This is a genomic window from Streptomyces sp. NBC_01775, from assembly GCF_035917675.1.
Taxonomy (GTDB): Bacteria; Actinomycetota; Actinomycetes; order Streptomycetales; family Streptomycetaceae; genus Streptomyces.
The window spans coordinates 5,885,215-5,911,055 of record NZ_CP109104.1 but is presented as its reverse complement, the minus strand read 5'-3'; the positions used below and the strand labels follow the sequence as shown (position 1 = coordinate 5,911,055).

At 71.4% G+C, this 25,841-nt stretch carries 27 protein-coding genes, 1 tRNA gene and 1 riboswitch; of the genes, 11 read left to right on the top strand and 17 right to left on the bottom strand.

Annotated features, from left to right (window positions below; genetic code table 11):
- Nucleotides 1-4: 4 nt before the first annotated feature.
- A complete protein-coding gene (locus OHB04_RS26345; protein WP_326808449.1) occupies nucleotides 5-751 on the bottom strand; it encodes a DUF998 domain-containing protein in 747 nt (248 codons plus the stop codon).
- A gap of 205 nt (nucleotides 752-956) precedes the next feature.
- Between OHB04_RS26345 and OHB04_RS26340 the strand changes: the two genes are divergently transcribed.
- From OHB04_RS26340 to OHB04_RS26325, 4 genes are all read left to right on the top strand, one after another.
- Complete coding sequence (locus OHB04_RS26340; RefSeq protein WP_326808448.1) at nucleotides 957-1,157, top strand: hypothetical protein; 201 nt, start codon at nucleotides 957-959, stop codon at nucleotides 1,155-1,157.
- Nucleotides 1,148-2,425, top strand: coding sequence for a sensor histidine kinase (locus OHB04_RS26335; protein WP_326808447.1), 1,278 nt, complete (start codon nucleotides 1,148-1,150; stop codon nucleotides 2,423-2,425). Before OHB04_RS26340 ends, OHB04_RS26335 begins: the two co-directional genes overlap by 10 nt.
- Nucleotides 2,422-3,093 (top strand): response regulator transcription factor, encoded by a 672-nt coding sequence (locus tag OHB04_RS26330; protein ID WP_326690122.1) that lies wholly within the window; start codon nucleotides 2,422-2,424, stop codon nucleotides 3,091-3,093. Before OHB04_RS26335 ends, OHB04_RS26330 begins: the two co-directional genes overlap by 4 nt.
- 81 nt (nucleotides 3,094-3,174) lie before the next feature.
- Nucleotides 3,175-3,229: riboswitch (guanidine-III (ykkC-III) riboswitch) on the top strand.
- Between the two features lie 29 nt (nucleotides 3,230-3,258).
- Nucleotides 3,259-3,579 carry a DMT family transporter gene (locus tag OHB04_RS26325; RefSeq protein ID WP_326690121.1) on the top strand — a complete coding sequence of 107 codons (321 nt, stop codon included), beginning with the start codon at nucleotides 3,259-3,261 and terminating at the stop codon, nucleotides 3,577-3,579.
- A gap of 52 nt (nucleotides 3,580-3,631) precedes the next feature.
- On the opposite strand, the gene OHB04_RS26320 is transcribed toward OHB04_RS26325, so the two are convergent.
- Complete coding sequence (locus OHB04_RS26320; protein ID WP_326692913.1) at nucleotides 3,632-3,934, bottom strand: GroES family chaperonin; 303 nt, start codon at nucleotides 3,932-3,934, stop codon at nucleotides 3,632-3,634.
- A gap of 103 nt (nucleotides 3,935-4,037) precedes the next feature.
- Complete coding sequence (locus OHB04_RS26315) at nucleotides 4,038-4,361, bottom strand: DUF3618 domain-containing protein (RefSeq protein WP_326690120.1); 324 nt, start codon at nucleotides 4,359-4,361, stop codon at nucleotides 4,038-4,040.
- Nucleotides 4,362-4,534: 173 nt separating this feature from the next.
- Here OHB04_RS26315 and bcp point away from each other — a divergent pair, with 173 nt between their 5' ends.
- From bcp to OHB04_RS26300, 3 genes are all read left to right on the top strand, one after another.
- Complete coding sequence (gene bcp / locus OHB04_RS26310; protein ID WP_326808446.1) at nucleotides 4,535-5,017, top strand: thioredoxin-dependent thiol peroxidase; 483 nt, start codon at nucleotides 4,535-4,537, stop codon at nucleotides 5,015-5,017.
- Nucleotides 5,018-5,115: 98 nt separating this feature from the next.
- Nucleotides 5,116-6,621 (top strand): MFS transporter, encoded by a 1,506-nt coding sequence (locus OHB04_RS26305; RefSeq protein ID WP_326690118.1) that lies wholly within the window; start codon nucleotides 5,116-5,118, stop codon nucleotides 6,619-6,621.
- A gap of 83 nt (nucleotides 6,622-6,704) precedes the next feature.
- A tRNA-Leu gene (locus OHB04_RS26300) sits at nucleotides 6,705-6,786 on the top strand.
- A 101-nt stretch (nucleotides 6,787-6,887) separates the two neighbouring features.
- Here OHB04_RS26300 and OHB04_RS26295 read toward each other — a convergent pair.
- The 4 genes from OHB04_RS26295 to OHB04_RS26280 all read right to left on the bottom strand — a co-directional run bounded on the left by OHB04_RS26295 (nucleotide 6,888) and on the right by OHB04_RS26280 (nucleotide 13,301).
- The gene (locus OHB04_RS26295; protein ID WP_326808445.1) at nucleotides 6,888-8,087 is read right to left on the bottom strand and encodes a type III PLP-dependent enzyme; all 1,200 of its coding nucleotides are present in this window, start codon (nucleotides 8,085-8,087) and stop codon (nucleotides 6,888-6,890) included.
- A complete protein-coding gene (locus OHB04_RS26290; RefSeq protein WP_326808444.1) occupies nucleotides 8,084-9,988 on the bottom strand; it encodes an IucA/IucC family protein in 1,905 nt (634 codons plus the stop codon). Before OHB04_RS26290 ends, OHB04_RS26295 begins: the two co-directional genes overlap by 4 nt.
- A gap of 92 nt (nucleotides 9,989-10,080) precedes the next feature.
- Complete coding sequence (locus OHB04_RS26285; protein ID WP_326808443.1) at nucleotides 10,081-12,051, bottom strand: IucA/IucC family protein; 1,971 nt, start codon at nucleotides 12,049-12,051, stop codon at nucleotides 10,081-10,083.
- Nucleotides 12,048-13,301 (bottom strand): ATP-grasp domain-containing protein, encoded by a 1,254-nt coding sequence (locus OHB04_RS26280; protein WP_326808442.1) that lies wholly within the window; start codon nucleotides 13,299-13,301, stop codon nucleotides 12,048-12,050. The genes OHB04_RS26285 and OHB04_RS26280 overlap by 4 nt, the downstream gene beginning before the upstream one ends.
- A gap of 247 nt (nucleotides 13,302-13,548) precedes the next feature.
- Here OHB04_RS26280 and OHB04_RS26275 point away from each other — a divergent pair, with 247 nt between their 5' ends.
- Complete coding sequence (locus OHB04_RS26275) at nucleotides 13,549-14,427, top strand: (2Fe-2S)-binding protein (RefSeq protein ID WP_326808441.1); 879 nt, start codon at nucleotides 13,549-13,551, stop codon at nucleotides 14,425-14,427.
- 77 nt (nucleotides 14,428-14,504) lie between these two features.
- On the opposite strand, the gene rdgB is transcribed toward OHB04_RS26275, so the two are convergent.
- The 4 genes from rdgB to OHB04_RS26255 form a co-directional block, all read right to left on the bottom strand.
- Complete coding sequence (rdgB, locus tag OHB04_RS26270) at nucleotides 14,505-15,119, bottom strand: RdgB/HAM1 family non-canonical purine NTP pyrophosphatase (RefSeq protein ID WP_326808440.1); 615 nt, start codon at nucleotides 15,117-15,119, stop codon at nucleotides 14,505-14,507.
- Between the two features lie 197 nt (nucleotides 15,120-15,316).
- Nucleotides 15,317-15,697: a hypothetical protein gene (locus tag OHB04_RS26265; protein ID WP_326808439.1), complete on the bottom strand. Its 381-nt coding sequence runs from the start codon at nucleotides 15,695-15,697 to the stop codon at nucleotides 15,317-15,319.
- Between the two features lie 441 nt (nucleotides 15,698-16,138).
- Nucleotides 16,139-16,864 carry a ribonuclease PH gene (gene rph, locus OHB04_RS26260; RefSeq protein ID WP_326690109.1) on the bottom strand — a complete coding sequence of 242 codons (726 nt, stop codon included), beginning with the start codon at nucleotides 16,862-16,864 and terminating at the stop codon, nucleotides 16,139-16,141.
- Nucleotides 16,865-17,000: 136 nt separating this feature from the next.
- Nucleotides 17,001-17,270 carry a PTS glucose/sucrose transporter subunit IIB gene (locus tag OHB04_RS26255; RefSeq protein ID WP_344566681.1) on the bottom strand — a complete coding sequence of 90 codons (270 nt, stop codon included), beginning with the start codon at nucleotides 17,268-17,270 and terminating at the stop codon, nucleotides 17,001-17,003.
- Between the two features lie 263 nt (nucleotides 17,271-17,533).
- Between OHB04_RS26255 and OHB04_RS26250 the strand changes: the two genes are divergently transcribed.
- The gene (locus tag OHB04_RS26250; RefSeq protein WP_326692912.1) at nucleotides 17,534-18,769 is read left to right on the top strand and encodes a PTS transporter subunit EIIC; all 1,236 of its coding nucleotides are present in this window, start codon (nucleotides 17,534-17,536) and stop codon (nucleotides 18,767-18,769) included.
- 312 nt (nucleotides 18,770-19,081) lie between these two features.
- On the top strand, nucleotides 19,082-20,323 hold the full coding sequence (locus OHB04_RS26245; RefSeq protein ID WP_326690107.1) for a PTS transporter subunit EIIC: 1,242 nt from the start codon (nucleotides 19,082-19,084) through the stop codon (nucleotides 20,321-20,323).
- 102 nt (nucleotides 20,324-20,425) lie between these two features.
- On the opposite strand, the gene OHB04_RS26240 is transcribed toward OHB04_RS26245, so the two are convergent.
- Complete coding sequence (locus OHB04_RS26240) at nucleotides 20,426-21,187, bottom strand: MBL fold metallo-hydrolase (protein ID WP_326808438.1); 762 nt, start codon at nucleotides 21,185-21,187, stop codon at nucleotides 20,426-20,428.
- Nucleotides 21,188-21,392: 205 nt separating this feature from the next.
- Between OHB04_RS26240 and OHB04_RS26235 the strand changes: the two genes are divergently transcribed.
- On the top strand, nucleotides 21,393-21,806 hold the full coding sequence (locus OHB04_RS26235) for a type II toxin-antitoxin system PemK/MazF family toxin (protein ID WP_326690105.1): 414 nt from the start codon (nucleotides 21,393-21,395) through the stop codon (nucleotides 21,804-21,806).
- Between the two features lie 107 nt (nucleotides 21,807-21,913).
- Here the strand turns inward: OHB04_RS26235 and OHB04_RS26230 are convergent, their stop codons facing one another.
- The 5 genes from OHB04_RS26230 to OHB04_RS26210 all read right to left on the bottom strand — a co-directional run bounded on the left by OHB04_RS26230 (nucleotide 21,914) and on the right by OHB04_RS26210 (nucleotide 25,584).
- Nucleotides 21,914-22,864 (bottom strand): PLP-dependent cysteine synthase family protein, encoded by a 951-nt coding sequence (locus tag OHB04_RS26230; RefSeq protein ID WP_326690104.1) that lies wholly within the window; start codon nucleotides 22,862-22,864, stop codon nucleotides 21,914-21,916.
- Nucleotides 22,864-23,151, bottom strand: a complete 288-nt coding sequence (locus OHB04_RS26225) for a MoaD/ThiS family protein (protein ID WP_326690103.1) — start codon at nucleotides 23,149-23,151, stop codon at nucleotides 22,864-22,866. Before OHB04_RS26225 ends, OHB04_RS26230 begins: the two co-directional genes overlap by 1 nt.
- A 109-nt stretch (nucleotides 23,152-23,260) precedes the next feature.
- On the bottom strand, nucleotides 23,261-23,395 hold the full coding sequence (locus OHB04_RS26220; RefSeq protein ID WP_326690102.1) for a putative leader peptide: 135 nt from the start codon (nucleotides 23,393-23,395) through the stop codon (nucleotides 23,261-23,263).
- Nucleotides 23,396-23,474: 79 nt separating this feature from the next.
- Nucleotides 23,475-23,900, bottom strand: coding sequence for a M67 family metallopeptidase (locus tag OHB04_RS26215; protein WP_326690101.1), 426 nt, complete (start codon nucleotides 23,898-23,900; stop codon nucleotides 23,475-23,477).
- A gap of 163 nt (nucleotides 23,901-24,063) precedes the next feature.
- Nucleotides 24,064-25,584, bottom strand: coding sequence for an amino acid permease (locus OHB04_RS26210; protein ID WP_442814949.1), 1,521 nt, complete (start codon nucleotides 25,582-25,584; stop codon nucleotides 24,064-24,066).
- Between the last annotated feature and the right edge of the window lie 257 nt (nucleotides 25,585-25,841).

Below are 25,841 nucleotides of genomic sequence, written 5' to 3'. Positions count from 1 at the left end.
GGTCTCACACCCACGTCCCAGAGCGGCCGGGCGCCCCGTGCGCCCGGCCGGCGGGCTTCTCGGCGGGCCTCTCGACGGGCTTCTCCGCACGGAAGACCGCGACGGCCATGACGAGAACCCAGGCGTCCAGCGCGAAGGCCGCCAGCCTTTCCATACCGCCCAGCCCGATTCCGGGATCGGCCTGCGCGAAGAACAGCCACGTCGCCAACTGCGCGACGGCGGCGATCGCGAGGGTCACCAAGCGGAGACGTCCGCCCCCGAAAAGGGAATCCCGGCGCAGGAATCCGGCACACACGAGCCCGATGTTTCCCAGCCCCATGATGAAGAGCGCGCCCAGCACATGCAGGTTCTCGTTGACGTCGGCGGGCACGAGACCCACCAGCACCCATCCGCCGCAATTGAGCACGAACAGCACTCTGGCGGCCACGGCCGCTCCCCCGCGCCCCCAGCAGCCACCGATCAGCAGCGCTCCGGCCAGCAACAGCACTCCGTGGACGGCGAAGGAGACGTTCATGGCGTCGTGCAGCGGTGAGCACACATAACGCGGCCGGGAGGCGTCCCACTTCCCGCAGTGGACATTCCCCAGATCGCTGATGTTGAAGGTCGCCCAGCTGTAGGGCGTACGCCAGCCGGACTGCACGGCCAGTTGGACGGCGAAGAACTGCACGGCGGCGACGATCCACGCCGCCGCGCCGATACGGGCGGCCCCCGGTATGCGGTGTCCGGCGTACGGAGAGGGTTGCGAATTCACGGCTGCCTTTCGGGGATCGGAACTGCGGGCCTGTAGGGACTACGGGACTTCGAACCGCGTTCACATGTGCTCCGCCGACATTCGCAGCGGGCGCCGTGCCCGCACATCGCTGCGGGGAGGGAATTCGCCGCTCCCCCGTCGGCGGGAATTCCGCCGGCTCTTTCGGGGGAGTTGCGCCGAGTGGCCCGGAGGTACTGTGCGGGCCGTGAGCACAGCGAGACGGCCGCGTCCGACACAGGCGTGGGCACTGGCGAAGGCGTGGGCCTGGGCACAGGCCCAGGCCCAGGCATGGGCGCAGGCGCAGGCACGGGCACAGGCCCAGGCCCAGGCATGGGCGCAGGCACGGGCGCAGGCACGGGCGCAGGCGCAGGCACGGGCACAGGCACAGGCGCAGGCATGGGCATAGGCATACGCAGGGGCGTGGTCAGGCGCATCTGCCGGGGCGGGATCCACGCGGCCACCGGCGCGCTCCTCAGCGTCCCGCCACTGGTCGTGGCCCTGACCGTCACCCCTCCCGCGTGGCCCCCGGCGCTCCGCTTCCCGGTGTTCGGCCTGGCCCTGTGCGCGGTCGTCGGGGCCATGGGCGTCCCCCGTGCGGCCCGTCGGGGAAGTGTGCGGCTGGCCAACCGGCTGCTGGACGCCGGACTCCCCGCCCCGGCCGCACCGGCCACGCACCGGTCGCCCGGCCGGTGGGTGAACCGCGCGCGGACCTCCGCCTATCTGGCCGCGCACATGGCGCTCGGCACGACCGTGACAGCGGTGGCCGCCCTGGCGCTGTTCGCGGCCGTCCTCTTCCCCTCCGTATGGCTCGACGGCGGCGGGCCGGTCGCGGTCTTCGGCACGACCGTGCGGGTGCCTTCCGGCCCGCCGGGCCTGTGGACGGCGGCCGTCTGCGCCGGGAGCCTGGCGCTCGGCTGCGCGGTGGCCGCCGGTGGCGCGGTGGCGGTGCGCTCGCCCGCCCGGGCCCTCCTCGGCCACCGCGCCGCCGAGCGGCTGGCGGCCGTGGAGAAGCAGCGGGACCTGCTGGCCCGGCGCAACAGGCTGGCCCAGGAGTTGCACGACTCGATCGGCCACACCCTGACCGCCGCCACCATCCAGGCCGCCGTCGCCGGAGAGCTGATGGACAGCGACCCGGTCGCGGCCCGGCGCGCCCTCACCAGCATCGAGGAGACCTCACGCGCCGCGATGGACGACCTCGACCATGTGCTCGGCGTCCTGCGCGCGCGGCAGTCGGACACCGCCCCGCAGCGCACCCTCACCGACCTCGGCCCCCTGACGGAACGGGTCCGGGAGGCCGGTACGGGGCTGCACGTCGAGACCTCGGGCGACCTGGACAAAGTCCCGGCGGCGGTCTCACGGGAGGCATACCGCATCATCCAGGAGGGCCTCACCAACGCCCTGCGGCACGGCACGCGTTCGGCGGCAGGGGCGGAGGCGGGGCCGGGGATCAGCCTGCGGGTCGCGGCCAGGGACGGCTGGCTGGAGGTGACGCTCACCAACCCCGTCGACGCTGCGGCCCCCTTCCGCCCCGGCCGGACCGCCAGGGGGAACGGGCTGACCGGCGTCGCCGAGCGGGTCCGGCTGTTGCGCGGCGAGCTGTCCGCCGGGGCCGACGGCGAACAGGGCACGCGCTGGCGGCTGGCCGCCCGCATACCGCTACGGTCAACGCCATGACCACGGATGACGCCGAGCCGGTCATCACCGTGCTCATCGCCGACGACGAGGAACTCACCCGCACCGGACTGCGCGCCCTGCTGTCGGCCAAACCCGACCTCGAAGTCGTCGGCGAGGCGGCCGACGGCGCCGACGTGCTCGGCATGGCCGAGCGGCTGCGCCCCGACGTCGTCTTGATGGACGTCCGGATGCCCCGGCTGGACGGCATCGAGGCGACCCGGCTGCTGCGCTCGGCGCTGTCCGACCCGCCGAAGGTCGTGGTGATCACCACGTTCGAGAACGACGAGTACGTCTACGACGCGCTGCGCGCCGGGGCCAGCGGCTTCATCCGCAAGAGCGCGCCGTCCCGGCAGATCGCGCACGCCATCCGGCTGGTGGCCACCGGCGACTCCGTGCTGTTCCCCGAGGCGGTCCGCCGCCTGGCCGCCGGCCGCACCGCCCCCGCCGGCGGGGCCCCAGGCCTCACGGTGCGCGAGCGGGAGGTCCTCCGCCTCATGGCGCAGGGCCGGTCCAACCAGGAGGCGGCGGCGGAACTGCGGGTAAGCCTGGAGACCGTCAAGACGCATGTGGGCAACGTGCTGGCCAAACTGGGCGCGGGCAACCGCACCCAGGCGGTCGTCCTGGCCTACGAGGGCGGCCTGGTGGGCCTCGCGTCGGACACCCCGTGAACGCCTGACCCCGGCGGTGACCTGGGCCACCACCGGTACGCGCCCCCTTTGTTACGGTTCCAGGACCGGCTCGCGCCCCGCGCTGGACCGGTCCCGACGAGACGCGCCGTACCGGGCCCAGCGAAGACGACGCACCCCCGCAGTCCCACTCACGGAGGTGCCGTCATGGCCTGGATCCTGCTCATCGTCGCCGGTCTCGTCGAGGTCGCCTGGGCGATCGGCCTCAAGTTCACCGAGGGCTTCACCCGCCTGTGGCCCAGCGTGTTCACCGTGGCCGGGTTCGGCGTGAGCATGGTGTTGCTGTCGCTCGCCGCGAAGTCGCTGCCGATCGGTACGGCGTACGGCGTGTGGGTCGGCATCGGGGCCGCGGGGGCGGCCGTCATCGGGATGCTCGTTCTCGGTGAACCTGTCACCGCTGCCCGGATCTTCTTCGTCTGCCTGTTGCTGGTGGCCGTCGTCGGCCTGAAGGCGACCTCGGGCCACTGACCGGCCGGGGCCGGGGCTTTCAGAGGTGGGGCTCCGAGAGGCGCGGACCGGGCTACAGGTACAGGCCCGTCGAGTCCTCGGAGCCCTGGAGGCGTTCGGCGGCCACGGCGTGGAGGTCGCGTTCGCGCATCAGGATGTACGCGACGCCGCGCACCTCCACCTCGGCCCGGTCCTCCGGGTCGTACAGCACGCGGTCCCCCGGCTCGACCGTGCGTACGTTCTGGCCGACGGCGACCACCTCGGCCCAGTCGAGCCTGCGTCCGACGGCCGCCGTCGCGGGAATCACGATGCCGCCGGAGGAGCGGCGCTCGCCCTCGCTGGTGTCCGTCCGTACGAGCACGCGGTCGTGCAGCATCCGGATGGGCAGCTTGTCATGGTGCGGCGAAGCAGGGGTCTCAGGGCTCACGGCACGACCGTATCTCAGCGCCTCGGCGGCGTCGGCGCCGAGCCGAAAGTGCTCAGCGGCGTCGGCGCCGGGCGGAAAGTGCGAACAGACCGCCGACGAGGGCGACGCTGACGAGCGCGACGGGGACCACCCGCTCCAGCCTGGGCGTCCCGTCCTCGCTGACGAACTGCCCGCGTACGTCCGTGACCGCGCGGTTGGCGGCGACGTACGCGCGCCCCGCGGTGCGGTCGAGCGCCGCCGCGGCCTTCGCCTTGGCATCTCCCATGACGGTCTTCGGGTGAACGCGTACGGCGATCTCGTCCAGCGCTGCCGCGAGATCCGCTCGCCTGCGGACGATGTCCGCCTCGATGTCCGCGGGGGTCCTGGCTTCCGGCACCGAGCTGCCTCCGTCGCTGTCAGTCCTGCGTCCTACCGTGTTACCGGACATCCTGTCAGCTCGCCGGGCCCGGTGCCCCACGGCACCCCCGATCGGTACCCTCCGGCTACGCTCGGGCACGGTCCCACCGAGAGTGATCACAACCTGTGAGAAGCAGGAGCAGAGGAGCCCCGATGAGCGAGCGACTTGAGCCCGGCGACACCGCCCCCGCCTTCACGCTGCCGGACGCCGACGGGAAGGACGTCTCCCTCTCCGCGCACCGGGGCCGCAAGGTGATCGTGTATTTCTACCCCGCCGCGCTGACCCCGGGCTGCACGAAGCAGGCGTGCGACTTCACGGACAACCTGGAGCTGCTGGCCGGCCAGGGCTACGACGTCATCGGCGTCTCCCCGGACAAGCCGGAGAAGCTGGCGAAGTTCCGCGAGAAGGAGGACCTGGAGGTCACGCTCGTCGGAGACCCGTCCAAGGAGACGTTGGAGGCGTACGGCGCTTTCGGCGAGAAGAAGCTCTACGGCAAGACGGTCACGGGCGTCATCCGCTCCACGGTGGTCGTCGACGAGGAGGGCAAGGTCGAGCGGGCTCTCTACAACGTCAAGGCGACGGGCCATGTCGCCAAGCTCCTCAAGGACCTGGGCCTGGCCTCCTCGGACGCCTGACCTCCGCGGGCGCCTGCATTCCTCGCGCCGGCGAGGGCTTGATCGACGGCAGCCCCCGGGTGCCGTGTAAGAGAAGTGCCGTGCGGTACTCATGGGGGATGAACCACGAGGATCCGGCCCCCGACCCGGCTGCCCTCAAGCGGCACCGCAATCTCTTCCGCGCTGTCAGACGGCGGATGCGTCCCCGCATCCGCCGCAGCGACATCACCGTCACGGACGAGAAGACGGTCCGCACGGCCACCAAGGCCGCAGCGGTCGGTAATGCCATGGAATGGTTCGACTTCGGGATCTACGCGTATCTCGCGGTCACCATCGGCAAGGTCTTCTTCCCGGCCGGCAGCACCCAGCTCCTCGCGTCCTTCACCGCCTTCGCGGCGTCCTTCCTGGTACGGCCGCTCGGCGGGCTGTTCTTCGGCCCGCTCGGCGACCGTATCGGGCGGAAGAAGGTCCTGGCGACGACGATGATGCTCATGGCCCTGGGCACCTTCTGCATCGGCCTGATCCCCTCCTACGACACCATCGGGCTCGCCTCACCGGCGCTGCTGCTGGTGTGCCGTCTGGTGCAGGGCTTCTCCACGGGCGGCGAGTACGGCGGCGCCGCGACCTTCATCGCCGAGTACGCGCCGGACAAGAAGCGCGGCTACTTCGGCAGCTTCCTGGAGCTGGGCACGCTCACCGGCTACACCGGAGCCGCCGGGCTGGTGCTGATCCTGACCACCACGCTGGGCCCGGACGCGATGCTCGACTGGGGCTGGCGCATCCCCTTCCTGGTCGGCGGGCCGATCGGTGTCATCGGTCTGTATCTGCGGATGAAGCTGGATGAGACCCCGGCCTTCCAAAAGCGCGCCGCCGAGATGTCGCACTCCCCGGAGGCGAGCAAGGTGGAGGCCGCCTCGCCCCGGCTCTCGGAGAACGTGCCGCAGAAGGAGCTGAAGACGATCTTCGCCGAGCAGTGGCGCACCCTGCTGCTGTGCATCGGCCTGGTCGCGGCGTACAACGTCACCGACTACATGCTGCTGTCGTACATGCCCGCCTACCTCACCGACGCCCTCGGATACGAGAACTCGATGGAGCTGGTGGCCGCGATCATCGCGATGGTGGCGATGATGACGGTGCTGCAACGGGTGGGCCACCTCAACGACCGCTTCGGCCGCAAGCCGCTGCTGCTGGCCGGCATGATCGGCTTCCTGGTGCTGACGGTGCCCGCCTTCGCCCTCTTCCAGCAGGGCAGCTTCATCGCCGTCATGGCCGGGCTGCTGGTGCTCGGCGCCTGCCTGGTCTGCCTGCTGGGCACGATGTCGGCGACCTTGCCCGCGCTGTTCCCCACGGACGTGCGCTACGGGTCGCTGTCCATCGGCTACAACGTCGCCACCTCCGTCTTCGGCGGCACGGCCCCCGGCGTGATGACGGCCCTGGTCGACTCCACCGGCGACAAGCTGGCCCCCGCGTACTACGCCTCCGGCGCCGCGGTGCTCGGCATCATCTCCGTGCTGTGCATGAAGGAGACGGCCCAGCAGCCGCTGGAGGGCTCCCCGCCCTCGGTCAGCACCCCCGAGGAAGCCCACGCGCTGGCCCGCGCCCAGACCAACGAACCCACCTTCTGACCCCGCGGCCCCCGCACCCCCGGGGCCCGGCCGATCCGGGCCCGCCCCCGTGGGCGCGGGGGCGCGCAGTACGATATGTGCGCGCGCGAGTGCCGGAATTGGTAGACGGGACGGCTTTAGGTGCCGGTGTCTTCGGACGTGGGGGTTCGAGTCCCCCCTCGCGCACGGTGGGCACGCCTCCCTTTTGAGCCCGCGGCCCCCGCACGGGTCAGCGGTGCGGCGGCGCGACGAGCGGCTACGCGGGCGTCCGGCTACGCGACCACCGGTCACCCGTCGAGGAAATGAAAGCCCGGCCTCGGGTGCATGAGGAAGCCGTGGTGGGAGATGTTCCACGCGTAGGCGCCGGCGAGGGCGAACGTCAGGCGGTCGCCCGCGCGCAGTCCCGGTGCCGGGACGTGGCGGGCCAGCACGTCCTTGGGGGTGCAGAGCTGGCCGGTCAGGGTGAGGTGGTCCTGGGCGGCGGTCGGCCGGGGCCAGGGGTGGGGCCAGGCCTCCACCGGGAGGACGGAGCAGGGCTGGTCGTGCCCCTTGGCCGCCGGGGTCCGCAGGTGGTGGGTGCCGCCGCGGACGACGGCGAACTCCTCCTCGTGGCTCCGCTTCACGTCCAGCACCTCGGTGGCGTACCACCCGCTGTACGCGGTCAGGGCGCGGCCCGGCTCGATCCGGAGGGTGAGGTCCGGGTGGGCGTCGGCAAGACGGTGGAGCCCCGCGCCGTAGGCGGGCCAGTCGAACCGGCACTCCGGATCGGCGTAGTCGACCGCCATGCCTCCGCCGACGTTGACCTCGGCGAACCGGACGCGGTGGCGTGCGGCCAGGCCTGCGGCCCACGTGACGACGGACTCGGCGACGGCCAGCAGCCCGGGGGCCTCCAGTCCGCTGGCCAGGTGGGCGTGGACGCCGCGCAGCTCCAGTTGGGGATATGTGCCGTCGGTGAGAAGCCGGACGGCGGTGTCGGCGTCCGCCGGGTCGAGGCCGAAGGGGGCGGGACGGCCGCCCATCGTCAGGGAGCTGCCCGCCAGTTGCGCGGAGGGCAGCGCGAGGTTGAAACGGAGGAGGACGCCCACGTGCGCGTCCGCCCGCCGGGCCAGCTCCGCGAGCATGCGGAGTTCGTGCGGGCTCTCCACATGGAAGCGGTCCACGCCCGCTTCCAGGGCCGAGGCGATCTCCGCCGGAGTCTTGCCCGGGCCGCCGAAGGCGAGCGGGCGGCCCGGCATCTCCTGTCCGACGTGGGCGAGTTCGCCTCCCGAGGAGACCTCGTAACCGTCGACGTACGGGCCGAGTGCGGCGAGGATCTCCGGCTCCGGGTTGGCCTTGGCCGCGTAGTACAGCTCGACGCGCTCGGGAAGGGCGGCCCGGACGGTGGCCGCGTGCGCACGCAAGGCCGCCACGTCGTATACGTACGCGGGGAGTTGGTCGGCGGGCAGGGACAGCACGCGGTCGCGCACCGCGGGGGTGGGGGCGGTCATCGGGCCTTCCAGGTGTCGTAGCCGTGGGCGGTCTCGGACAGCACGTCTTCGGCGAGCGGGGTGGGCAGCCGGACGTAGCCGGCCTCGCGGTCGGCCTTGCGCTCCCAGCGGGTGAGCAGGTTGGCCTTGGCGGGCAGCGGCGCGCCCGCGAGGAGGGCGGCGAGTGGCGGCGGGCAGCCGAAGCGGTCGGCGTACGCCCGCAGGGTGGCCCGGACCTCGGCCCACAGGGCGCGCTCGGCCTCCGGGTGCAGGTCGGCGACGGCGGCGAGCATCTCGGCGACGTGGTTGACCAGCAGGCAGTACACGACCCGGTCCCAGCCGCGCCCCGCGTCGTAGGTCAGGGGGCCGGCGACCTCGGCGGGCAGCCCCGCGAGGGTGTCGGCGTGGTGTTCGGGGACGAGCTTGGTGCCCTCCAGGTCGCGGAAGAGCACCTGGGCCGGCATGCCGTCGTCGTCGACGCAGACGAGGACATTCTGCAAGTGCGGCTCCAGGACCAGGCCGTGGTCGAAGTACGCGGCCAGGACGGGCGGTATGAGCAGCCTCAGGTACGCCGACCACCACTCCAGCGCGGTGCGTGGGCACGCGCCGTCCAGGAGCCGGGAGATGTGGCCGGGCCCCGTCGGGTACTCGTCGGCGACGGCCGCCGCGAGCAGCGGGGTGGTGCCGGGCAGCAGGCGCGCCGCGAGCCCCTCCCGGACGATCACGCCGAAGCCTTCGAGCAGAGCCTTGTCCGGCGTGCCGTCGGGGCCCGGCAGCGCGAGGCTGCGGTAGGAGGGCTCGCGGAGCATGGCGCTGCCGGGAAACCGGTTGGCCAGGTCGGTCAGGACCGGCTCCAGCAGCCGGGTCAGGGCGACGGCGCCGGACAGCTCGTAGCTGGCGTTCTTCCGCAGGCAGTTGGTGAGGCGGACGTTCAGGCTGAACTTCAGGAACGTGTCGCCGTCGTACAGCGTGCGTACGGAGGCGGTGGCGGCGAACGGCCTTCCGGCAGGGCCCAGGTCGAGGATGTCCCTCCGCTCGATGGCCTCGCGCAGCGCGGGATGCGCGCCGAGCATCTCGTACTGCCATGGATGCGCCGGCAGCAGCCGGTAGCCGTCCGGAGTGTCGGAGCGCAGGCGGTCGAGGACGCCGGCGGCGCCTTCCTCGGCCGTCTCCTGCGCGATCAGGTGCTCGCGTACCGCGAGATGGCGCAGGGGGAAGGACGCGCCTGTTTCGGGGGCGTACGACAGCCAGGTGCCCGGGTCGCCGGTGTGGGCCTTCGGACTGGGGTGGAACCGGTGGCCGAACAGGAGGGACTGCTCCGAGCCGAGGTAGGTGGCGAGGGGCTCCGCCACCTCGTCGGCGGGATCGGACTCGGGCTCGGGCTCGGGAGGACCGGACTCGGGCTCCGGCCGTGCCGCGCGTACGGCGAGCGCGGCCGTGACGGCCCGGTGGCTGGAGGCGACCTGGTCCAGGAACTCGTCGTTGCGCAACCCGGTACGGAGCGACAGCTCGCCTCGGATGTACTCGGCGAGGCGCCGCCAGCCGATCGCCGTCCAGTCTCCGTCGGCCGCCGCCCAGATTCCGTCGACCGCCGCCCAGACTCCGTCGACCGCCGCCCGGTCTCCGTTCCCGTTCGCGTTCCCGCTTCCGCTTCCGTTCCCGTCCCGCCGCTCCTGCACCGGCCCGGTGAACCGGTGCGCGCCCAGCAGCGACGTACGGCGCAGGGCGACGCGCAGCAGTACGCCTCGGCGCGGCAGGCGCAGCAGCAGGTGCCCCCCGTCGACGGCGGTCCGGTACTCGGGCCCTGACAGCTCTCTCAGCAGGCAGTTGAGCAGGGTGTGGGCCACCACGTCGTCGGCGGTGGGCAGCGCGCGGCGCGCGGCGGCTACGGGGCGGGTACCGAGCGAATCGGTCAGCGGCATCAACGGCTCCAGCGGATGCGGAGAGAACGGGGGTGCGACGGGGGTGCGGTCGGCGAGGTGGACGGTGGCTGGGGTGGCTGGGGTGGCCGCTGTCAGGGAAGGGCTGTTTGGCACAGGTAGTTGGGGCCGGTGGTGTAGTGCTTGTTGATGTCGGCCGCGCCCGAGCGTTCCTTGGTGAGCAGTGTCCCGGCGGTGACCATGGCCTTGACCGGCAGCTCTGGTGCGTCCAGGACGCGGGAGCGCAGGACGGCGCCCGGCTCCCCCGGGCCGGTGCCGAGCCGGCCCGCGGCCTCGGCGAGCCGGTCGCGTACCAGGCCCAGCAGCGTCCCCAACGGGGCACGGCCGTGCCGGGCCAGTGCGAAAGCGTAGGCGCCCGCGCACAGATGGAGGGTGATGGTGGTGAACAGGTCGGTGACGGGCCCGTCGTCGGCGGCGAAGATCCGCGCGTCCTCGAAGCCGGACCGGTCCGGCGCGTCGGCCCCCAGGGTCTCCCGGAGCCGGGCAGCGTTGATGCGCGGACCGTCGTTGTCCTTGAACAGCAGCCGAAGACGCGTACGGCCGCTCCCTGCTCGGTCCAGGATGACGGAGATGTTCTGTTGGTGCGACTCCAGCGCGATGCCGTAGCCGAAGAGCGTGGTCTGCCAGTCGAAGAGCAGGGTGAGACAGGCGTCGAGCAGCGCGACCGGATCACCGCCGTAGAAGCGGCCGGCGAGGTGGTCGATCACCATGGCGCCGCCGGGGGCCTCGCTCAGCAGCGCGGCCAGCGGCACGACGACGGCGTCGTCGAGACCGGACGGATAGCGGCGGCAGAGTACGGCGAGGAGTTCGTGCCCGGCATGGGCGTACACCGTCTCGTCGGCGTGCAGAACCGTGTCGCGGAAGCGCGGCTCGCGGGCGATCACGGTTTCCACGAGGCGCTGGCAGGCGGCACCGTCCACGAGCGTGCCGGGCTTGATCGTCCGGCGGTTGCGCAGGCCCAGTGTGGCGGTGGCGAGCGGCAGTTTGAGGTGGAGCGCTGGACCGGCGGTGAGCGCGACCGTGCGCATGGACAGGGTGGGGACGGCCTCCAGGCGCGGGCGCTCGGCGAGCACGGCCCGGCCCCGAAGACCGGCGGCGCCAAGGGCCTCGCGCAGGGGATCGCCCAGGGTGAGCGGGTGGACGGGGAGGGCGGTGTGGCTGTCGGTCAGCTCCGGCAGGCCGAGGACCGCGGGTGAGGGCCAGCACTCGGGCAGGGCTGCCGTACCCCCTGGCACGGTCAGGTCCTCGTGCGGCACGGCGATCCAGCGCAGCGCGAAGCGCGGGTGGAACTCCGGTGCGTAGGCGCGCAGTTGGGTCTCACCGAGCGCGGAGCGCCCTCGGGCGGTGGGGTAGACGGGGTGATCGTGGCGGGCCGCGAGGGCATCGTGGGCGAGTCCTGCGGCGAGCCCCGTCCAGCGGGCGGGATCGGCGCCGTGACGGTCCCGCAGCAGGCCGGTCACCTCGGCCTGAGTGCGGTCGTGCAGCCGGCGGGCGTCGAGGGCTTGGCGGCACTCCTCGGCGAAGGCGTCGAAGCCGTCCCGGTCGGCGGGATGAGCGCGCGCCTTCAGCGCTTCGAGGATGGCGTCGTGCGAGGTCAGCTCGCGATCGCGCAACTCCCGCTCGCGGGCGCCCGAATCCGACTCGCGGTCGCCCGGCTCCGATTCACGGGCGCCCGGCTCCGATTCACGGGCGCCCGGCTCCGATTCACGGGCGCCCGGCTCCGACCCCGGCCCCGAATCCGACTCGCGGTCGCCCGACAGCGGCTCCGGAAACGGCCCCGGCTCCGGCCCCGGCCCCGACTCCCGTACGAGCAGCGGCAGTCGGGCCGCGTACTCGCACTGGAACCCCTCTTCGGCGACAGGCAGTCGCAGCGCGTCCGCGTCAGCGGTGGCGGGCAGCCGCAGCCAGAGGCCGTCCTCCCGCTCCACCGGCGTGGCACGGGAACGTAAGCCGACGACGTCCTCGCGCAGCAGCGCGCTCAGCACCCGCAGCAGGAGGTCCCGCTCTGCCGGGTCGGAGGTGGCCGCGGCATGCGGGGCCGTCACGGGGTGACCTCCCAGCGCTGCGCGGCGAGGAAGTCCGCCACTGCCCGGTCGACCGCCGCCTGACCGGCACCCGGGGCGGTGGCCCGTATGACGCCGAGGAAGTCGCGGTTCGTGCGGTACAGCTCGTGCCGTTCGCCGACTTCGCGCAGCGGCCGGTAGACCAGCCGCACCCCGTCCACGACGAGATCCGCCGCCGCGGGCGCGGCCGTCAGGGTGCCGGCGCGGTCGGCGCAGGGGTACTCCAGGCGGGCCGCGCCGTCGGTGCGTGCTCCCAGATCGGCGGGCAGCGGCTCGCCCAGGTGCGTGCGCAGGATGTGCGCGAACAGCGGGATGTCCAGCAGCTCGGCGAGCAGCAGATCGCACTGGTCCCCGATGGCACGGTAGTTGACCTCGATGAGGCGGGCCCGGCCCTCGTCCACCACGAACTCGGTGTGGCAGACGCCGAAGCCGACGCCGAGCGCGTCGAGCTGGGCGAGGACCTGCGCGACAACGGGCTCGGAGTGGGCCTGGACGAAGGCCATCCGCTCCTCGATGAAGTACGGCGGGGCCGACAACTCGGTGTGGAAACCGCCGAGGACGTGGCGGACGCGGCCGTCGCCGAGCGTTTCCAGGGTGAACAGCGGACCGGTCAGGTACTCCTCGACGACCAGGGCCTCCCCGGGCCGCCGCGCCTGGATCTCCGCGCAGCGCAGCGCGAGTTCCCCCGGTCCGTCGACCAGCGTCACGTCCTCGCTGGCCACGCCTTCCCGGGGCTTGACGACGCACGGATAGGGCACCTCGCGCGGGGAGGGCACGTCGCGCGGTGGGTAGGGCACGTCGCGCGGATAGGGCGCGTCGGAGCCGGTGAGCACGGCCGGGTCCTGACCGGCCGGCAGCTCGGTCGACCACACCGTGTCGGCTCCGGTCGCGGCCAGGTGGCGGCGCATGTGCGCCTTGTCCTTGGCACGCAGTGCGGCCCGCCAGGGCTTGGCAGGAAGGCCGAAGTAGTCGGCGGCCAGGGCCGCCTGGGTCTGGAGATGGTCGCTGTTGGTGAAGACGGCGTCCGGCGGGTGGTGCGTCGCGATCCGGGTGATGACGGCACGGAAGTCGCGTACGCCGCACTCCAGGACCTCGGTCTCCGGGCAGGCGCGGCGATGGGTCTCGGGCTGGTCGGTGAGCACGGTGACCTTGAGACCGAGCCGGGCCGCGGCGGGCAGGAAGCCTTCGGTGACCGAATCGGTGGGGTTGAGGGCGAGCAGGTACAACCGCATGGGCGGCGGCCCCTTCCGAGTCGGGGAGTGGTGTGCGGCGGCAAGGGTCACGTCGTCCGGCCCGGCACGACCGCCCTGGTCACAGCAGCGCGGCGGCAGCCTAGGTTAGGCAACCCTTATTTCTCAACTCGCCCCCGGGCGCGCCGACATACCCCTTGATCACACAGCGACGGCGCCGGGTTAAGGTGAGCCTCACCTTACCCAAGTGATCTTTTGGAGCAGCAGTGCCGCACGTGGAAGACCGCTGATGACGACGACCCCAGCGACAGCGGCCGACCCCACCGAGGCCGCCGCTTCTCCCCTCGCCCACACCTACCGCCGGGTCATCGCCTCGTGTGAGGCGCTCAGCGCACGGGTCGTCTCCTCGCCCGCCGAAGACCGGCCGGACGGAGCCCTCCTGGACGGAGCTGTCCTGGACGGAGCCCTCCTGGCCCGGAGCGAGCAGGCTCTGGACGCCTACATCGACGCCGAGGCCACCCGTATCCGGGAGCGCCACGGACACGAGCCCCGCCGGGACGTCGCCGCCTCCCGCGCGCTGCACGCCTACCTCTGGTCCGTCAGCCTGCTGATCAGCGGTGCCTGGTTCCTGGAGCGGCGCGTGCCGCGCATCGCCCCGCGGGACGTCGGCGTCGACCACGGGCGGGTCATGTTCGAAGTCCTCCCCGGCGAGGACTTCGCATGCCTGCCCGACGACCCGGCGGCCTCGACGCCCGGCGCCCGCGTGGTGGCTCACGAGGAGGGACTGCGCGCCGAGCTGCGGTCCGCCGTCGCCGACCACGTACAGCCCCTGCTCACCGCGATCGGCCCCCGCGTGCGCCGGGGAGCGCGAGCCCTGTGGGGCATGGCAGCCGACGACCTGATCTCCGGGGTCTGGTACCTCGGCCGCATGCTGGACCAGGAGGAGCGGGCGGTCCGGGCGGCGGCACAACTGCTTCCCGGCGCCGTACCGCCGTTCCCCGGCGGCGCCGGCTTTCGCAGACTGACGGGAGGCGACGCGCGGTCACACACCACCCGTACGCGCCTCGGATGCTGCATGTACTACACGCTCGACGCCGCCGAGGCGTGTCTGACGTGTCCGAGGACCTGTGACGCGGAGCGCCTGCGGAGGCTGGAGAGCGAGGCCTGAGCCCAGGGGAGCGCGGCCTCCCGGGGCCCGACCTCGACGGGGCCGGACCTTGACGGGGCTCGACCTCGCGGGTGGGTTCAGCCCTCTGCCAGCAGGTCGCCGACAAGAGGGGCCAGGGCGCGGAACGCCCGGCCCCGGTGGCTGATGGCGTTCTTCTCATCGGGGGTCAGCTCGGCGCAGGTCCTGTTCTCGCCGTCGGGCTGGAGGATGGGGTCGTAGCCGAAGCCGTTGCCGCCCACCGGGGAGTGGCGCAGGGTGCCGCGCAGGCGGCCGTTGACGACGCGCTCGGTGCCGTCGGGCAGCGCGAGGGCCGCGGCGCACTCGAAGTGGGCGGCGCGGTGGGCGTCGTCGATGTCGCCGAGCTGGGCGAGCAGCAGGCTCAAGTTGGCGTCGTCGTCTCCGTGCCGGCCCGCCCAGCGCGCGGAGAAGATACCGGGGGCACCGCCGAGCACTGCCACGCACAGGCCCGAGTCGTCGGCGACGGCGGGCAGCGAGGTGGCCTGGGCCAGGGCGTGCGCCTTGAGGAGGGCGTTCTCGGCGAAGGTCACCCCGGTCTCCTTGACGTCGGGGATCTCGGGGTAGGCCTCGGCGCCGACCAGGTCGAGGTCGAGGCCCGCCTCGGCGAGGATCGTCCTCAGCTCGGTGAGCTTGTGGGCGTTGCGGGTGGCGAGAATCAGGCGCTGGGTGCTCATGAGCACCGATTATCCCGTCCACCCTGATTACGGCAACGCCCTGCGCCGTCGGTCGGCCGAACCGTCGTCCCCGCCCTGACTCTCGGACCTCGGCCCTCATCCCGCCCCCGGCCGACCAGGGACAGCCGGGACCGGCCGGGATGGATCGGCCGGGGTCGTCCTGGTCAGCCCGTCAGCCCCGCCAGCCCGTCAACTCGTCAGCCCGGGGTGCAGACCTTCGTCAGCTCGCCGGCGGCGTCGCCCACCGGGTCCGTCTTGGGGGTGCGGCCGGCGTTGAGGTCCGTGCGGACGCTGTCGACCGCGTCCGACAGCTTGGAGACGGCCTTGTTCACATCCCCTTCGTCCGTCTCGTCCCCGATCTTCTTCAGGTTCTTGTCGATCTTGTCGAGGGAGCGCTTGGCCTGGGTGGGATCCTCGTTCGCGTCGGAGGCGGCCTGCTGGAGGTCGTCGGCCGCCTGGGCGACTGTGGCCGCCGTGTTGGCGCAGTCGAGCGCCTTGTCGACCGCGGAGCAGCCGGCCACGACAGGCACGGTGAGTACGACAGCCGCCGCGACGGCGACAGTGGTCTTGCGGAACACCGCACTTCCCCCTCTGTTCTTCCCCCGACCCCTTGGGATGCCCCAAAAGCTGGTCGGGCCGCACGGTTCGACACGTGCGGCCCGCACCTATGCAGACGCGTAAAGCAGGAGCAAAGTTTCCCAGCGGGAGAGGGAATTCCGACTCGGCCCCGTGACCTGCGCGAGCGCGCCCAAATCCGACCGCCCTCACCCTCGCCTCCGCCTCCGCCTCCGCCCCCGAGGCCGAGGCCGAGGCCGACGGTCCCGGCGGCCTGAGCGGGTCCGGCGAAGTCCGGTGCGGTTCGGCAGCGCCCCGAAGGGGCGCGGTGCTGTGTCAGATACGCGGCCCCGCCGGGTGGGCCCGACCAGCCCCCACCCACTCGCACTCTGCACAGCACCGCCAGGGGCAGCCCCTGCTCAGCACCAGGAAAGACGGCAACCGAAAGATCCGCCGGACACGCCTCAGCGCCCCAGTGCCGTGCGCTGAGCCCCGTCCAGCTGGGCGCAGCCCTTGACGGCCAGGTCGAGGAGGCCGTTCAGCTCCGTCCGGGCGAAGGGGGCGCCCTCGGCGGTGCCCTGGACCTCGACGAAGTGGCCGTCGCCGGTGCAGACCACGTTCATGTCGGTCTCGGCGCGCACGTCCTCCTCGTAGCACAGGTCCAGCAGCGGGGCGCCGTCGACGATGCCGACGCTGACGGCGGCGACGGTGCCGGTCAGCGGCTGCGCCTTGGACTTGATGATCTTGCGCCCCTGGGCCCAGGCCACCGCGTCGGCGAGCGCGACATAGGCGCCGGTGATGGCCGCGGTGCGGGTGCCGCCGTCGGCCTGGAGGACGTCGCAGTCCAGGACGACGGTGTTCTCGCCCAGCGCCCGGTAGTCGATCACGGCGCGCAGGGAGCGGCCGATGAGGCGGGAGATCTCGTGGGTGCGTCCGCCGATCTTGCCGCGTACGGACTCGCGGTCACCGCGGGTGTTGGTCGAGCGCGGCAGCATGGCGTACTCGGCGGTGACCCAGCCCTCGCCGCTGCCCTTGCGCCAGCGGGGCACGCCCTCGGTCATGCTCGCGTTGCACAGCACCTTGGTGTCACCGAAGGAGACCAGGACGGAGCCCTCCGCGTGCTTGTTCCAGCCGCGTTCGATGGTGACAGGGCGCAGTTCCTCGGCCGTACGGCCGTCGATTCGTGACATGAGGACGAGCCTATCCGTGCGCGGAGGACCGGCCGAACGCGGCGGCGGAACACGGCGGTTCGGCCGGGCGCCGGAAGGCGGAGAGCGGCCTGAATCAGGGCTTCAGGGGCTTCAGCGGCTTCAGGGGCTCCGGGACTTACATCATGTCTTCGATGTCCGCCGCGATCGGGTCGGCGTCGGTGCCGATGACGACCTGGATCGCGGAGCCCATCTTGACGACGCCGTGGGCGCCGGCGGCCTTCAGCGCCTTCTCGTCGACGAGGGAGGCGTCCTTCACCTCGGTGCGGAGCCGGGTGATGCAGCCCTCGACCTCTTCGATGTTGTCGAGCCCGCCGAGTCCGGCGACGATCTTCTCAGCCTTGGTGGCCATGTGCTTCTCCTGGTGTTCAGAGCCGGTGGAGCGCAGGGCGTTTGTCACACTAGCCCACGTTCAGCCCACCTATGCGGGCGCCTGTCCGTGCTCTGGCGAATGATGGCGGTTAACTGGCGTGGAGCGCTCGCCCTTGACCGTTCCGCGCGCGCCTAGAGGTCTACACCAGTATGCGTCAACCGTTGGCACGGTGGGCCAGGGGCCGACCGGTCAGGAGGAGGCTCGTGAGCGGCACCGCAGCCAACGCCTCGGCGCCACGGAAGAAGTGGACGTCCGGCTTCTTCCAGGGCCTCCAGAAGATGGGCCGCAGCCTCCAGCTGCCCATCGCCGTGCTCCCCGCCGCCGGCATCCTCAACCGGCTCGGCCAGCCCGACATCTTCGGGGACGAGGGCCTGGGCTGGACGGATGTGGCCAAGGTCTTCCTGGGCGCGGGCGGCGCGCTGCTGGACTCGGCGCTCGGGCTGCCGCTGCTGTTCTGCGTGGGTGTGGCGATCGGCATGGCCAAGAAGGCCGACGGCTCGACCGCGCTGGCTGCCGTGACGGGCTTCCTCGTCTACTACAACATCCTCCAGCAGTTCCCCGACTGCGCCGCCGGCGCGGCCTTCGATCCGGAGCAGGGCACCTGTCTGGCCAAGGACGGCTCGACCGCGGGCGCGGAGACCTTCCAGAATCCGGGGGTCTTCGGCGGCATCATCGTCGGCCTGCTGTCCGCGTGGTTCTGGCAGCGCTTCCACCGGGTCAAACTGGTGGACTGGCTCGGCTTCTTCAACGGGCGCCGGCTGGTGCCGATCATCATGGCCTTCGTCGCGCTGTTCTTCGCCGTGCTGTGCCAGTGGGTGTGGCCGCCGGTGGGTGACGCGCTCACCAGCTTCTCGAAGTGGATGTCGGACCTGGGGGCCTGGGGCTCGGGCATCTTCGGCGTGGCCAACCGGGCACTGATCCCGATCGGTATGCACCAGTTCCTGAACACCTTCATGTGGTTCCAGTTCGGGGACTTCAAGAAGCCGGACGGCACAATCGTCCACGGTGACATCAACCGCTTCCTGGCGGGCGACCCGACGGCCGGCCAGTTCACCTCGGGCTTCTTCCCGATCATGATGTTCGCGCTGCCCGCCGCCGCGCTGGCCATCACTCACGCAGCCCGGCCCGAGCGGCGCAAGGTGGTCGGCGGTCTGATGCTCTCGGTGGGGCTGACCTCGTTCGTGACGGGCATCACCGAGCCGATCGAGTTCGCGTTCTTGTTCGTGGCGCCCGCGCTGTTCGTGATCCATGTGCTGCTCACCGGGGTTTCGATGGCGCTGACCTGGGCGCTGGGGGTGCACGACGGCTTCAGCTTCTCGGCCGGTCTGATCGACTACGTCATCAACTGGAGCCTGGCGACCAAGCCATGGCTGATCATCCCGATCGGACTGTGCTTCGCGGTGGTCTATTACGTGCTCTTCCGGATCGTGATCGTCAAGTTCGATCTGAAGACACCGGGGCGCGAGCCGGAGGAGCTGGCCGAGGAGCTCGAGGAAGAGAACACGCAGGCCTGACGTCTCTCCTCCGACCTTGCCGGACCCGGCCGAAGACCGGAGAGGGCCGTCACAGGGGCGCGGCCCGACGGCGCCTCCGCAGCGGCAACCCTCCGCGTCGGACGACCCGTCGGACCGCTTGGGCCACATCGTTCGGCGCGTCGCTCGTCCAACCCCGGCCGGGAGGCCGCCCAGTGCGGCCAACGTCACCCGGAACTGACCATTCCGTGCCTCGGCACGCCCGTGCTACTAATGGTCTACACCACTATGTGGGCTAGACCACCAGCGGGCCTTCTCCCTGTGCGGCGCCCGCTTCACCTGGAGGAAACCGCAATGAGCACGGACACCGCCGCTCCCGCGAAGAGGCGGGGCTCCGGCCTGTTCCAGGGACTGCAAAAGGTCGGCCGCAGCCTTCAGCTGCCGATCGCCGTCCTGCCCGCCGCCGGCATTCTGAACCGGCTGGGGCAGCCCGATGTCTTCGGCGACAAGGGCCTGAAGTGGCACGACGTCGCAGCCGCTTTCGCGGGTGCGGGCGGCGCGATCTTCGACAACCTGCCGCTGCTGTTCTGCATCGGCGTCGCGATCGGCTTCGCCAAGAAGTCCGACGGCTCCACGGCGCTCGCCGCACTCGTCGGCTTCCTGGTCTACAAGAACGTCCTTGAGGCGTTCCCCGTGCACGAGGCCGTCGTCAAGGCGGGCGAGGACACCCCGGCCGTCTACAACGACCCGGGCGTCCTGGGCGGCGTGCTCATGGGGCTGATATCCGCGATCGTCTGGCAGCGCTTCCACCGCACCAAGCTGGTGGACTGGCTCGGCTTCTTCAACGGGCGCCGGCTGGTGCCGATCATCATGGCGTTCGTGGGCCTGGCCGTCGGCGTGCTCTTCACCCTCATCTGGGGTCCCATCGGCGAGGCGATCACCTCGTTCGGCGAGTGGATGACGGGCCTGGGCGCGACCGGCGCCGGCATCTTCGGCCTGATCAACCGCGCGCTGATCCCCGTCGGCATGCACCAGTTCCTCAACACGGTTTCCTGGTTCCAGCTCGGCGACTTCAAGAACGCCTCGGGCGACGTCGTACACGGCGACATCGCGCGGTTCTTCGCGGGCGACCCGACAGCGGGGCAGTTCATGTCCGGCTTCTTCCCGATCATGATGTTCGGCCTGCCCGCCGCGGCGATCGCCATCGCCCACTGCGCCAAGCCGCACCGCCGCAAGGCCGTGACGGGCATGATGGTCTCGCTGGCGCTGACCTCGTTCGTGACCGGCATCACCGAACCGATCGAGTTCTCCTTCATGTTCATCGCGCCGGTGCTGTACGTGGTGCACGCGGTACTGACGGCCGTCTCCATGGCGGTGACCTGGGCGCTGGGGGTGCACGACGGCTTCAGCTTCTCGGCGGGCTTCATCGACTACGCCATCAACTGGAGCCTCGCGACCAAGCCATGGCTGATCATCCCGATCGGCCTCTGTTTCGCGGTGGTCTACTACGCGCTCTTCCGCTTCCTGATCGTCAGATTCGACATCAAGACCCCGGGCCGCGAGCCCGACGAAGAGGTCGAGGATTTGACCAAGTAGTGAACCCGCCCGCCTGGGGGGCCGGGCCTTCCCCGGCCGAAGGCCGGGGAAGGCGGGAAGGGTTCACTGCGGACGGACCCGCCCGTTCCTACGGAAGCTCCGTCACAGTTCGTAAACCGCGCCGGCCCGCGCCATCTCCACCGACCCGCCGAAGGCGGCCTTCGCGTCGCGCAGGTTGATCTGCGGATCCGTCCACGGCGGCACGTGCGTGAGCACGAGCCGCGCGGCCCCGGCCCGCGCCGCCGCCTCCCCCGCCTCACGCCCGTTGAGGTGCAGCCCTGGGATGTGCTCTTTCCCGTCGGTGAAGGACGCCTCGCACAGGAACAGCGAGGCGTCCCGCGCGGCGAGTTCGAGCGAGGCGCAGGGTCCCGTGTCGCCCGAGTACGTGAGAACCTTCCCACTGTCCTTGTGTTCGATACGGAACGCGTAGGACTCCACCGGATGGTCGACCAGCTCCGAGGTGACACGGAAGGGCCCCAGCTCGAAGCCGCCCCGCGGGGTGAGCGCGCGGAAGGCGAAGACCTCGCTCATCGACGAGTCGGAGGGGGTGTCGGCGTAGGCCGTGGTGAGGCGCTCCTCGGTACCGGGCGGCCCGTAGACCGGCAGGGGCGCGCAACGGCCGCCCTCGTGACGGTAGTAGCGCGCGACGAAGTAGCCGCACATGTCGATGCAGTGGTCCGCGTGAAGGTGGCTGAGCGCGATGGCGTCCAAGTCGTACAGGCCGATGTGGCGCTGGAGCTCGCCGAGCGCGCCGTTGCCCATGTCCAGGAGCAGCCGGAAGCCGTCGGCCTCGACGAGATAGCTCGAACAGGCCGATTCCGTTGACGGAAACGACCCGGAACAGCCGACGACGGTGAGCTTCATTGAGCGGGAACCTCCGTTGGCGGCCTGCGGGGTGGTCCCCATGTCGTGGACGAGGGGGAATTCCGAGCGTAAGCCGCGCGGGTCCCGCTGGCTCCTCGGTAGGGCGCTGGTGTGGGCGGAATCACCAGCCCGGGGTAGCGTCGTGCTACCTGTGGATCTTGGAAGGGCCGTGAATCCCGGAAGAGACGGTGAAGGCGGGGCTCGGATGGATACGACGTGGTGGCTGGCGCTGGGCGCGGTCGTACTGCTCGCCTTCGTGGCGGCGCTCGTGGACGGGCGGGGGCGGCTGGGGCCCCGGCGCAGAGGCGCGGCGGACGCGGCACGCGCCGCCAGGGCGCACGGCGCGCCCCTGCCCCGCCCCGGTGAGATCTGGCGTACGAGCCTGCCCGACGGCGAGGAGCAGCTCTTCCTCGTGCTGGCCGTGCGCACCGACGGGGCGCGGCTCGCCCGGCTGACGCGCGAGCCCTCGCCGGTGCCGGTGCTGCCGCCCCAGGACCCGGACGGGCCCGCCTATCTGGAGGAGGACGGCCTGGTCGAGGCGGGCCTCGCCCGGCTGCTGGGCCGTACGGGCGAGGTGGACGCGCGGACGTGGGAGCGCGTCAGGCACCTGGCCGAATGAGCCGGGTGGATCCGGTGCACCGGGTCAGCCGGGTGCACCGGGTGAGCCGGGAGCACCAGGGTCACGCCCGGCGTCCGGCCCGGGAGTGAGCCGGGGGCGGGCCCGGGTCACGCCCAGAGCTGGCCCTGTACGGCGGCGATCGCCTCTTCCGTGGTCTCCGCGGTGTACAGGCCCGTCGAGAGGTACTTCCAGCCGCCGTCGGCCACGACGAAGACGATGTCGGCGCTCTCCCCCGCCCGCTCCGCCTTGCGGCCCACGCCGATCGCCGCGTGCAGCGCGGCGCCGGTGGAGACCCCGGCGAAGATGCCTTCCTGCGCGAGGAGTTCACGCGTGCGGGTCACCGCGTCCTCGGAGCCGACGGAGAAGCGGGTGGTCAGCACCGACTCGTCGTACAGCTCGGGGACGAAGCCCTCATCCAGGTTGCGCAGCCCGTAGACGAGGTCGTCGTAGCGCGGCTCGGCGGCGACGATCTTGATGTCCGGGCGGTGCTCGCGCAGGTAGCGGCCCGCGCCCATCAGGGTGCCGGTCGTGCCCAGGCCCGCGACGAAGTGGGTCACCGAGGGCAGGTCGGCGAGGATCTCGGGGCCCGTGGTGGCGTAGTGGGCGCCTGAATTGTCGGGATTGCCGTACTGGTAGAGCATCACCCAGTCCGGGTGCTCGGCGGCCAGCTCCTTGGCGACACGCACCGCCGTGTTGGAGCCGCCCGCCGCCGGGGACGAGATGATCTCGGCGCCCCACATGGCCAGCAGCTGGCGCCGCTCCTCGCTGGTGTTCTCCGGCATGACGCAGACGATGCGGTAGCCCTTGAGCCTGGCCGCCATCGCCAGCGAGATGCCGGTGTTGCCCGAGGTCGGCTCCAGGATGGTGCAGCCGGGGGTCAACCGCCCGTCCTTCTCGGCCTGTTCGACCATGTGCAGGGCCGGGCGGTCCTTGATGGAGCCGGTCGGGTTGCGGTCCTCCAGCTTCGCCCAGATCCGCACCTCGTCCGAGAGCGAGAGCCGGGGAAGCCGTACGAGGGGCGTGTTGCCGACGGCGTCCAGCGGGGAGTCGTAGCGCATCAGCTCATGGCCCCGGAACCCCCGGCGACGGCCGGGAGGATCGTGACGCTGTCGCCGTCGCTGAGCTTGGTGGAGATGCCGTCCAGGAAGCGGACGTCCTCGTCGTTGAGGTAGACGTTCACGAAGCGGCGCAGCTCGCCGCCGTCGACGAGGCGGTCCTGGATGCCGGTGTGGCGGCTCTCCAGGTCGGCGAACAGCTCACCGACGGTCGTGCCCGTGCCCTCGACGGCCTTCTGCCCGTCGGTGTAGGTGCGGAGGATGGTCGGAATGCGGACCTCGATGGCCATGAGTGTGTGCTCCCGTCGGAGGAGGAGAAGAGTGCTGGCTGTGCGGGGCCCGCGCCGCGTGCCCGGGGCGCGGGGCGGCCCGGGGGTGCGCTCAGGAGTGCGAGCGTGCTCAGGCGACGGCTGCGCCCTGCCGGGCACCGCGCGGACAGATCGCGCTGGCGAGCCGGCACAGGTCGACGTGCAGGCGCGCCACGAGCAGCGTGCCCGGGGTCTTGTCGAATGCGCTCACGTCGTGGACAACCATGGGCTCATCGTAACGATTCCCGGACCCGGGTCCGGATACCAGTTTCAGCATGTGGGCCATTCCGTCTCACGAACGCGGATCAGTACGCCTCGACGAGCTTCACTTCCTCCTCGGTGACCTCGCCGTCCACGATCCGGAACGAGCGGAAGGAGAAGGGGCCTTCGTCGTTGCCGCACTCGGCGGTGGAGACGAGGACGTAGTGCGCGCCGGGCTCGTTGGCGTAGCTGATGTCGGTGCGCGAGGGGTACGCCTCGGTCGCGGTGTGCGAGTGGTAGATCACGACGGGTTCCTCGTCGCGGTCGTCCATCTCGCGGTAGAGCTTGAGCAGGTCGGTCGAGTCGAACTCGTAGAAGGTAGGGGAGCGCGCGGCGTTCAGCATCGGGATGAAGCGCTCGGCGCGGCCCTCCCCCGCCGGGCCCGCGATCACGCCGCACGCCTCGTCGGGGTGATCCTGGCGGGCGTGGGCGACGATCTTGTCGTGCAGCTCCTGGGTGATGGTCAGCATGACCGCCAGGATATGCGTGCCCCCGCACACCGGTCCGCGCCCCCACCCGCCACCCCGCCGCCGCGGGGGCACGCGAAAGGGCCGGACCGTACGCATGAGCGGTACGGTCCGGCCCTTGAGCCGGTGCCCGGCCGGGTCCTCAGTCCTGGCCGGCGGCGGCGCCTCAGTCCTGGCCGGTGACGGCCTCAGCCTCGAGCTTGCCGGCGCCCACGGTCGCCGGCGCCCCGATGGAGGGCAGCGAGGAGCGGTGCGCGTGCGCGCTGTTGCGGGCGTGCAGCACCCAGTACGCGCCCAGCACCACGGCCCAGCCGGCGCCGACGTACAGCGAGATCCGCGCCGTCTCGTCGATCGCCACGATCACCAGGACCATGGTCAGGAAGAGCAGCGCGACCCAGGAGAAGACGCTGCCGCCCGGCGCGGGGAACGAGGACTTCGGCAGCCGCCCCGCGACGACGGCGCGCCGGTACTTCAGGTGGCTGATGAGGATCATCATCCAGGTCCAGATGCCGCACGCGGTGGCCACCGAGGTCACATAGGCGAACGCCTTCTCCGGCACCACGTAGTTGAGCACCACGCCGATACCCATGAGCGCCACCGAGACGGCGATGCCCACGGCCGGGGACTGCCGTGAGTTCAGGCGCTCGAAGTAGCCGGGGGCCTCCTTGTTCTCCGCCAGGTCGCGCAGCATACGGCCCGTGGAGTACATCCCGGAGTTGCAGGAGGAGAGCGCGGCGGTCAGCACGACGAAGTTGACGATGCCGGCGCCGAGCGGAATGCCGATCTTGCCGAACGCCTCCACGAAGGGGCTGACGCCCTCGGCGAACTCGGTCCACTTGACCACGGACAGGATCACGACGAGCGAGCCGACGTAGAAGATGATGATGCGCCACGGCAGCGTGTTGATCGCCTTGGGCAGCGTCTTCTCCGGGTCCTGGCTCTCGCCCGCGGTGATACCGACGAGCTCCACCGCGATGTAGGCGAACATCACGCCCTGGAGCGTCATCAGGCTGGAGCCGATGCCGGTGGGGAAGAAGCCCTCATGGGCCCACAGGTTGCTGACGGCCGCGGTGTCACCGGCCTGCGAGAAGCCCAGGGTGAGCACGCCGAGACCGATCACGATCATGCCGATGATCGCGGTGACCTTGATCATCGAGAACCAGAACTCGACCTCGCCGAAGACCTTCACCGAGATCAGGTTCACACCGAACAGCACCACCAGGAAGACCAGCGCGCTGACCCACTGCGGGATGTCCGGGAACCAGAAATGGATGTAGATCGCCGCCGCGGTCAGCTCGGCCATGCCGGTGACGATCCACAGCAGCCAGTAGGTCCAGCCCGTCACGAAGCCGAAGAACGGCCCCAGGAACTCCCGGGCGTACTCCGCGAAGCTGCCGGAGACCGGGCGGTACATCAGCAGCTCGCCGAGCGCCCGCATGATGAAGAAGATGACGACGCCCGCCAGGGCGTACATCAGGATGATGCTGGGGCCGGCCTTGGCGATGTTCGCCCCGGCTCCCATGAACAGGCCTACCCCGATGGCACCGCCGATGGCGATCATCTGGACCTGGCGGCTCCCCAGCCCTCGCTGGTAGCCCTCGTCGGAAGGCCCGGCCCCGCCGCTGCTTCCGTCCGTGCTTGCGGATGGGGGGTTCCCCCCGCCGTCCGCGACCTGCTCGGAGGTCATGTGGTGCGCCTTTCTCCATACCGATCCGGCCTGCCCGGATCAGGTCCCGTTCCCCCGGATGGAGTTGTGCGTACCGGCGGTCCGCCGGCGTCGCTCCGCGTCCGGGCAGGGGTGGTGCCGGGAAGCGGATCGTGAAGGTTTACCACGGAGGTCCACCCCTCCTTTATGGCGCACGCCACACCCAGAAGGGACAGGAGCGGACATGATTCCCGTAGAAACCGGCGCCGTGATCCGTTCGTTAAGCGATCTTTGCCTTC

Bases quoted from the DNA above. Each gene is read 5' to 3' on its own strand.
- OHB04_RS26325 (WP_326690121.1), top strand. From the start codon at position 3,259: ATGGCCTGGATCCTGCTCATCGTCGCCGGTCTCGTCGAGGTCGCCTGG.
- OHB04_RS26235 (WP_326690105.1), top strand. From the start codon at position 21,393: ATGGATACGACGTGGTGGCTGGCGCTGGGCGCGGTCGTACTGCTCGCC.
- OHB04_RS26280 (WP_326808442.1), bottom strand. From the start codon at position 13,301: ATGCGGTTGTACCTGCTCGCCCTCAACCCCACCGATTCGGTCACCGAA.
- OHB04_RS26215 (WP_326690101.1), bottom strand. From the start codon at position 23,900: ATGCTGACCATCACCCAGGAGCTGCACGACAAGATCGTCGCCCACGCC.
- OHB04_RS26230 (WP_326690104.1), bottom strand. From the start codon at position 22,864: ATGCGCTACGACTCCCCGCTGGACGCCGTCGGCAACACGCCCCTCGTA.
- OHB04_RS26220 (WP_326690102.1), bottom strand. From the start codon at position 23,395: ATGGTTGTCCACGACGTGAGCGCATTCGACAAGACCCCGGGCACGCTG.
- OHB04_RS26245 (WP_326690107.1), top strand. From the start codon at position 19,082: ATGAGCACGGACACCGCCGCTCCCGCGAAGAGGCGGGGCTCCGGCCTG.
- OHB04_RS26275 (WP_326808441.1), top strand. From the start codon at position 13,549: ATGACGACGACCCCAGCGACAGCGGCCGACCCCACCGAGGCCGCCGCT.
- OHB04_RS26250 (WP_326692912.1), top strand. From the start codon at position 17,534: ATGGGCCGCAGCCTCCAGCTGCCCATCGCCGTGCTCCCCGCCGCCGGC.
- OHB04_RS26210 (WP_442814949.1), bottom strand. From the start codon at position 25,584: ATGACCTCCGAGCAGGTCGCGGACGGCGGGGGGAACCCCCCATCCGCA.
- OHB04_RS26335 (WP_326808447.1), top strand. From the start codon at position 1,148: ATGGGCATAGGCATACGCAGGGGCGTGGTCAGGCGCATCTGCCGGGGC.
- OHB04_RS26225 (WP_326690103.1), bottom strand. From the start codon at position 23,151: ATGGCCATCGAGGTCCGCATTCCGACCATCCTCCGCACCTACACCGAC.
- bcp (WP_326808446.1), top strand. From the start codon at position 4,535: ATGAGCGAGCGACTTGAGCCCGGCGACACCGCCCCCGCCTTCACGCTG.
- OHB04_RS26240 (WP_326808438.1), bottom strand. From the start codon at position 21,187: ATGAAGCTCACCGTCGTCGGCTGTTCCGGGTCGTTTCCGTCAACGGAA.
- OHB04_RS26320 (WP_326692913.1), bottom strand. From the start codon at position 3,934: ATGCTGCACGACCGCGTGCTCGTACGGACGGACACCAGCGAGGGCGAG.
- OHB04_RS26305 (WP_326690118.1), top strand. From the start codon at position 5,116: ATGAACCACGAGGATCCGGCCCCCGACCCGGCTGCCCTCAAGCGGCAC.
- OHB04_RS26290 (WP_326808444.1), bottom strand. From the start codon at position 9,988: ATGCCGCTGACCGATTCGCTCGGTACCCGCCCCGTAGCCGCCGCGCGC.
- rph (WP_326690109.1), bottom strand. From the start codon at position 16,864: ATGTCACGAATCGACGGCCGTACGGCCGAGGAACTGCGCCCTGTCACC.
- OHB04_RS26330 (WP_326690122.1), top strand. From the start codon at position 2,422: ATGACCACGGATGACGCCGAGCCGGTCATCACCGTGCTCATCGCCGAC.
- rdgB (WP_326808440.1), bottom strand. From the start codon at position 15,119: ATGAGCACCCAGCGCCTGATTCTCGCCACCCGCAACGCCCACAAGCTC.
- OHB04_RS26295 (WP_326808445.1), bottom strand. From the start codon at position 8,087: ATGACCGCCCCCACCCCCGCGGTGCGCGACCGCGTGCTGTCCCTGCCC.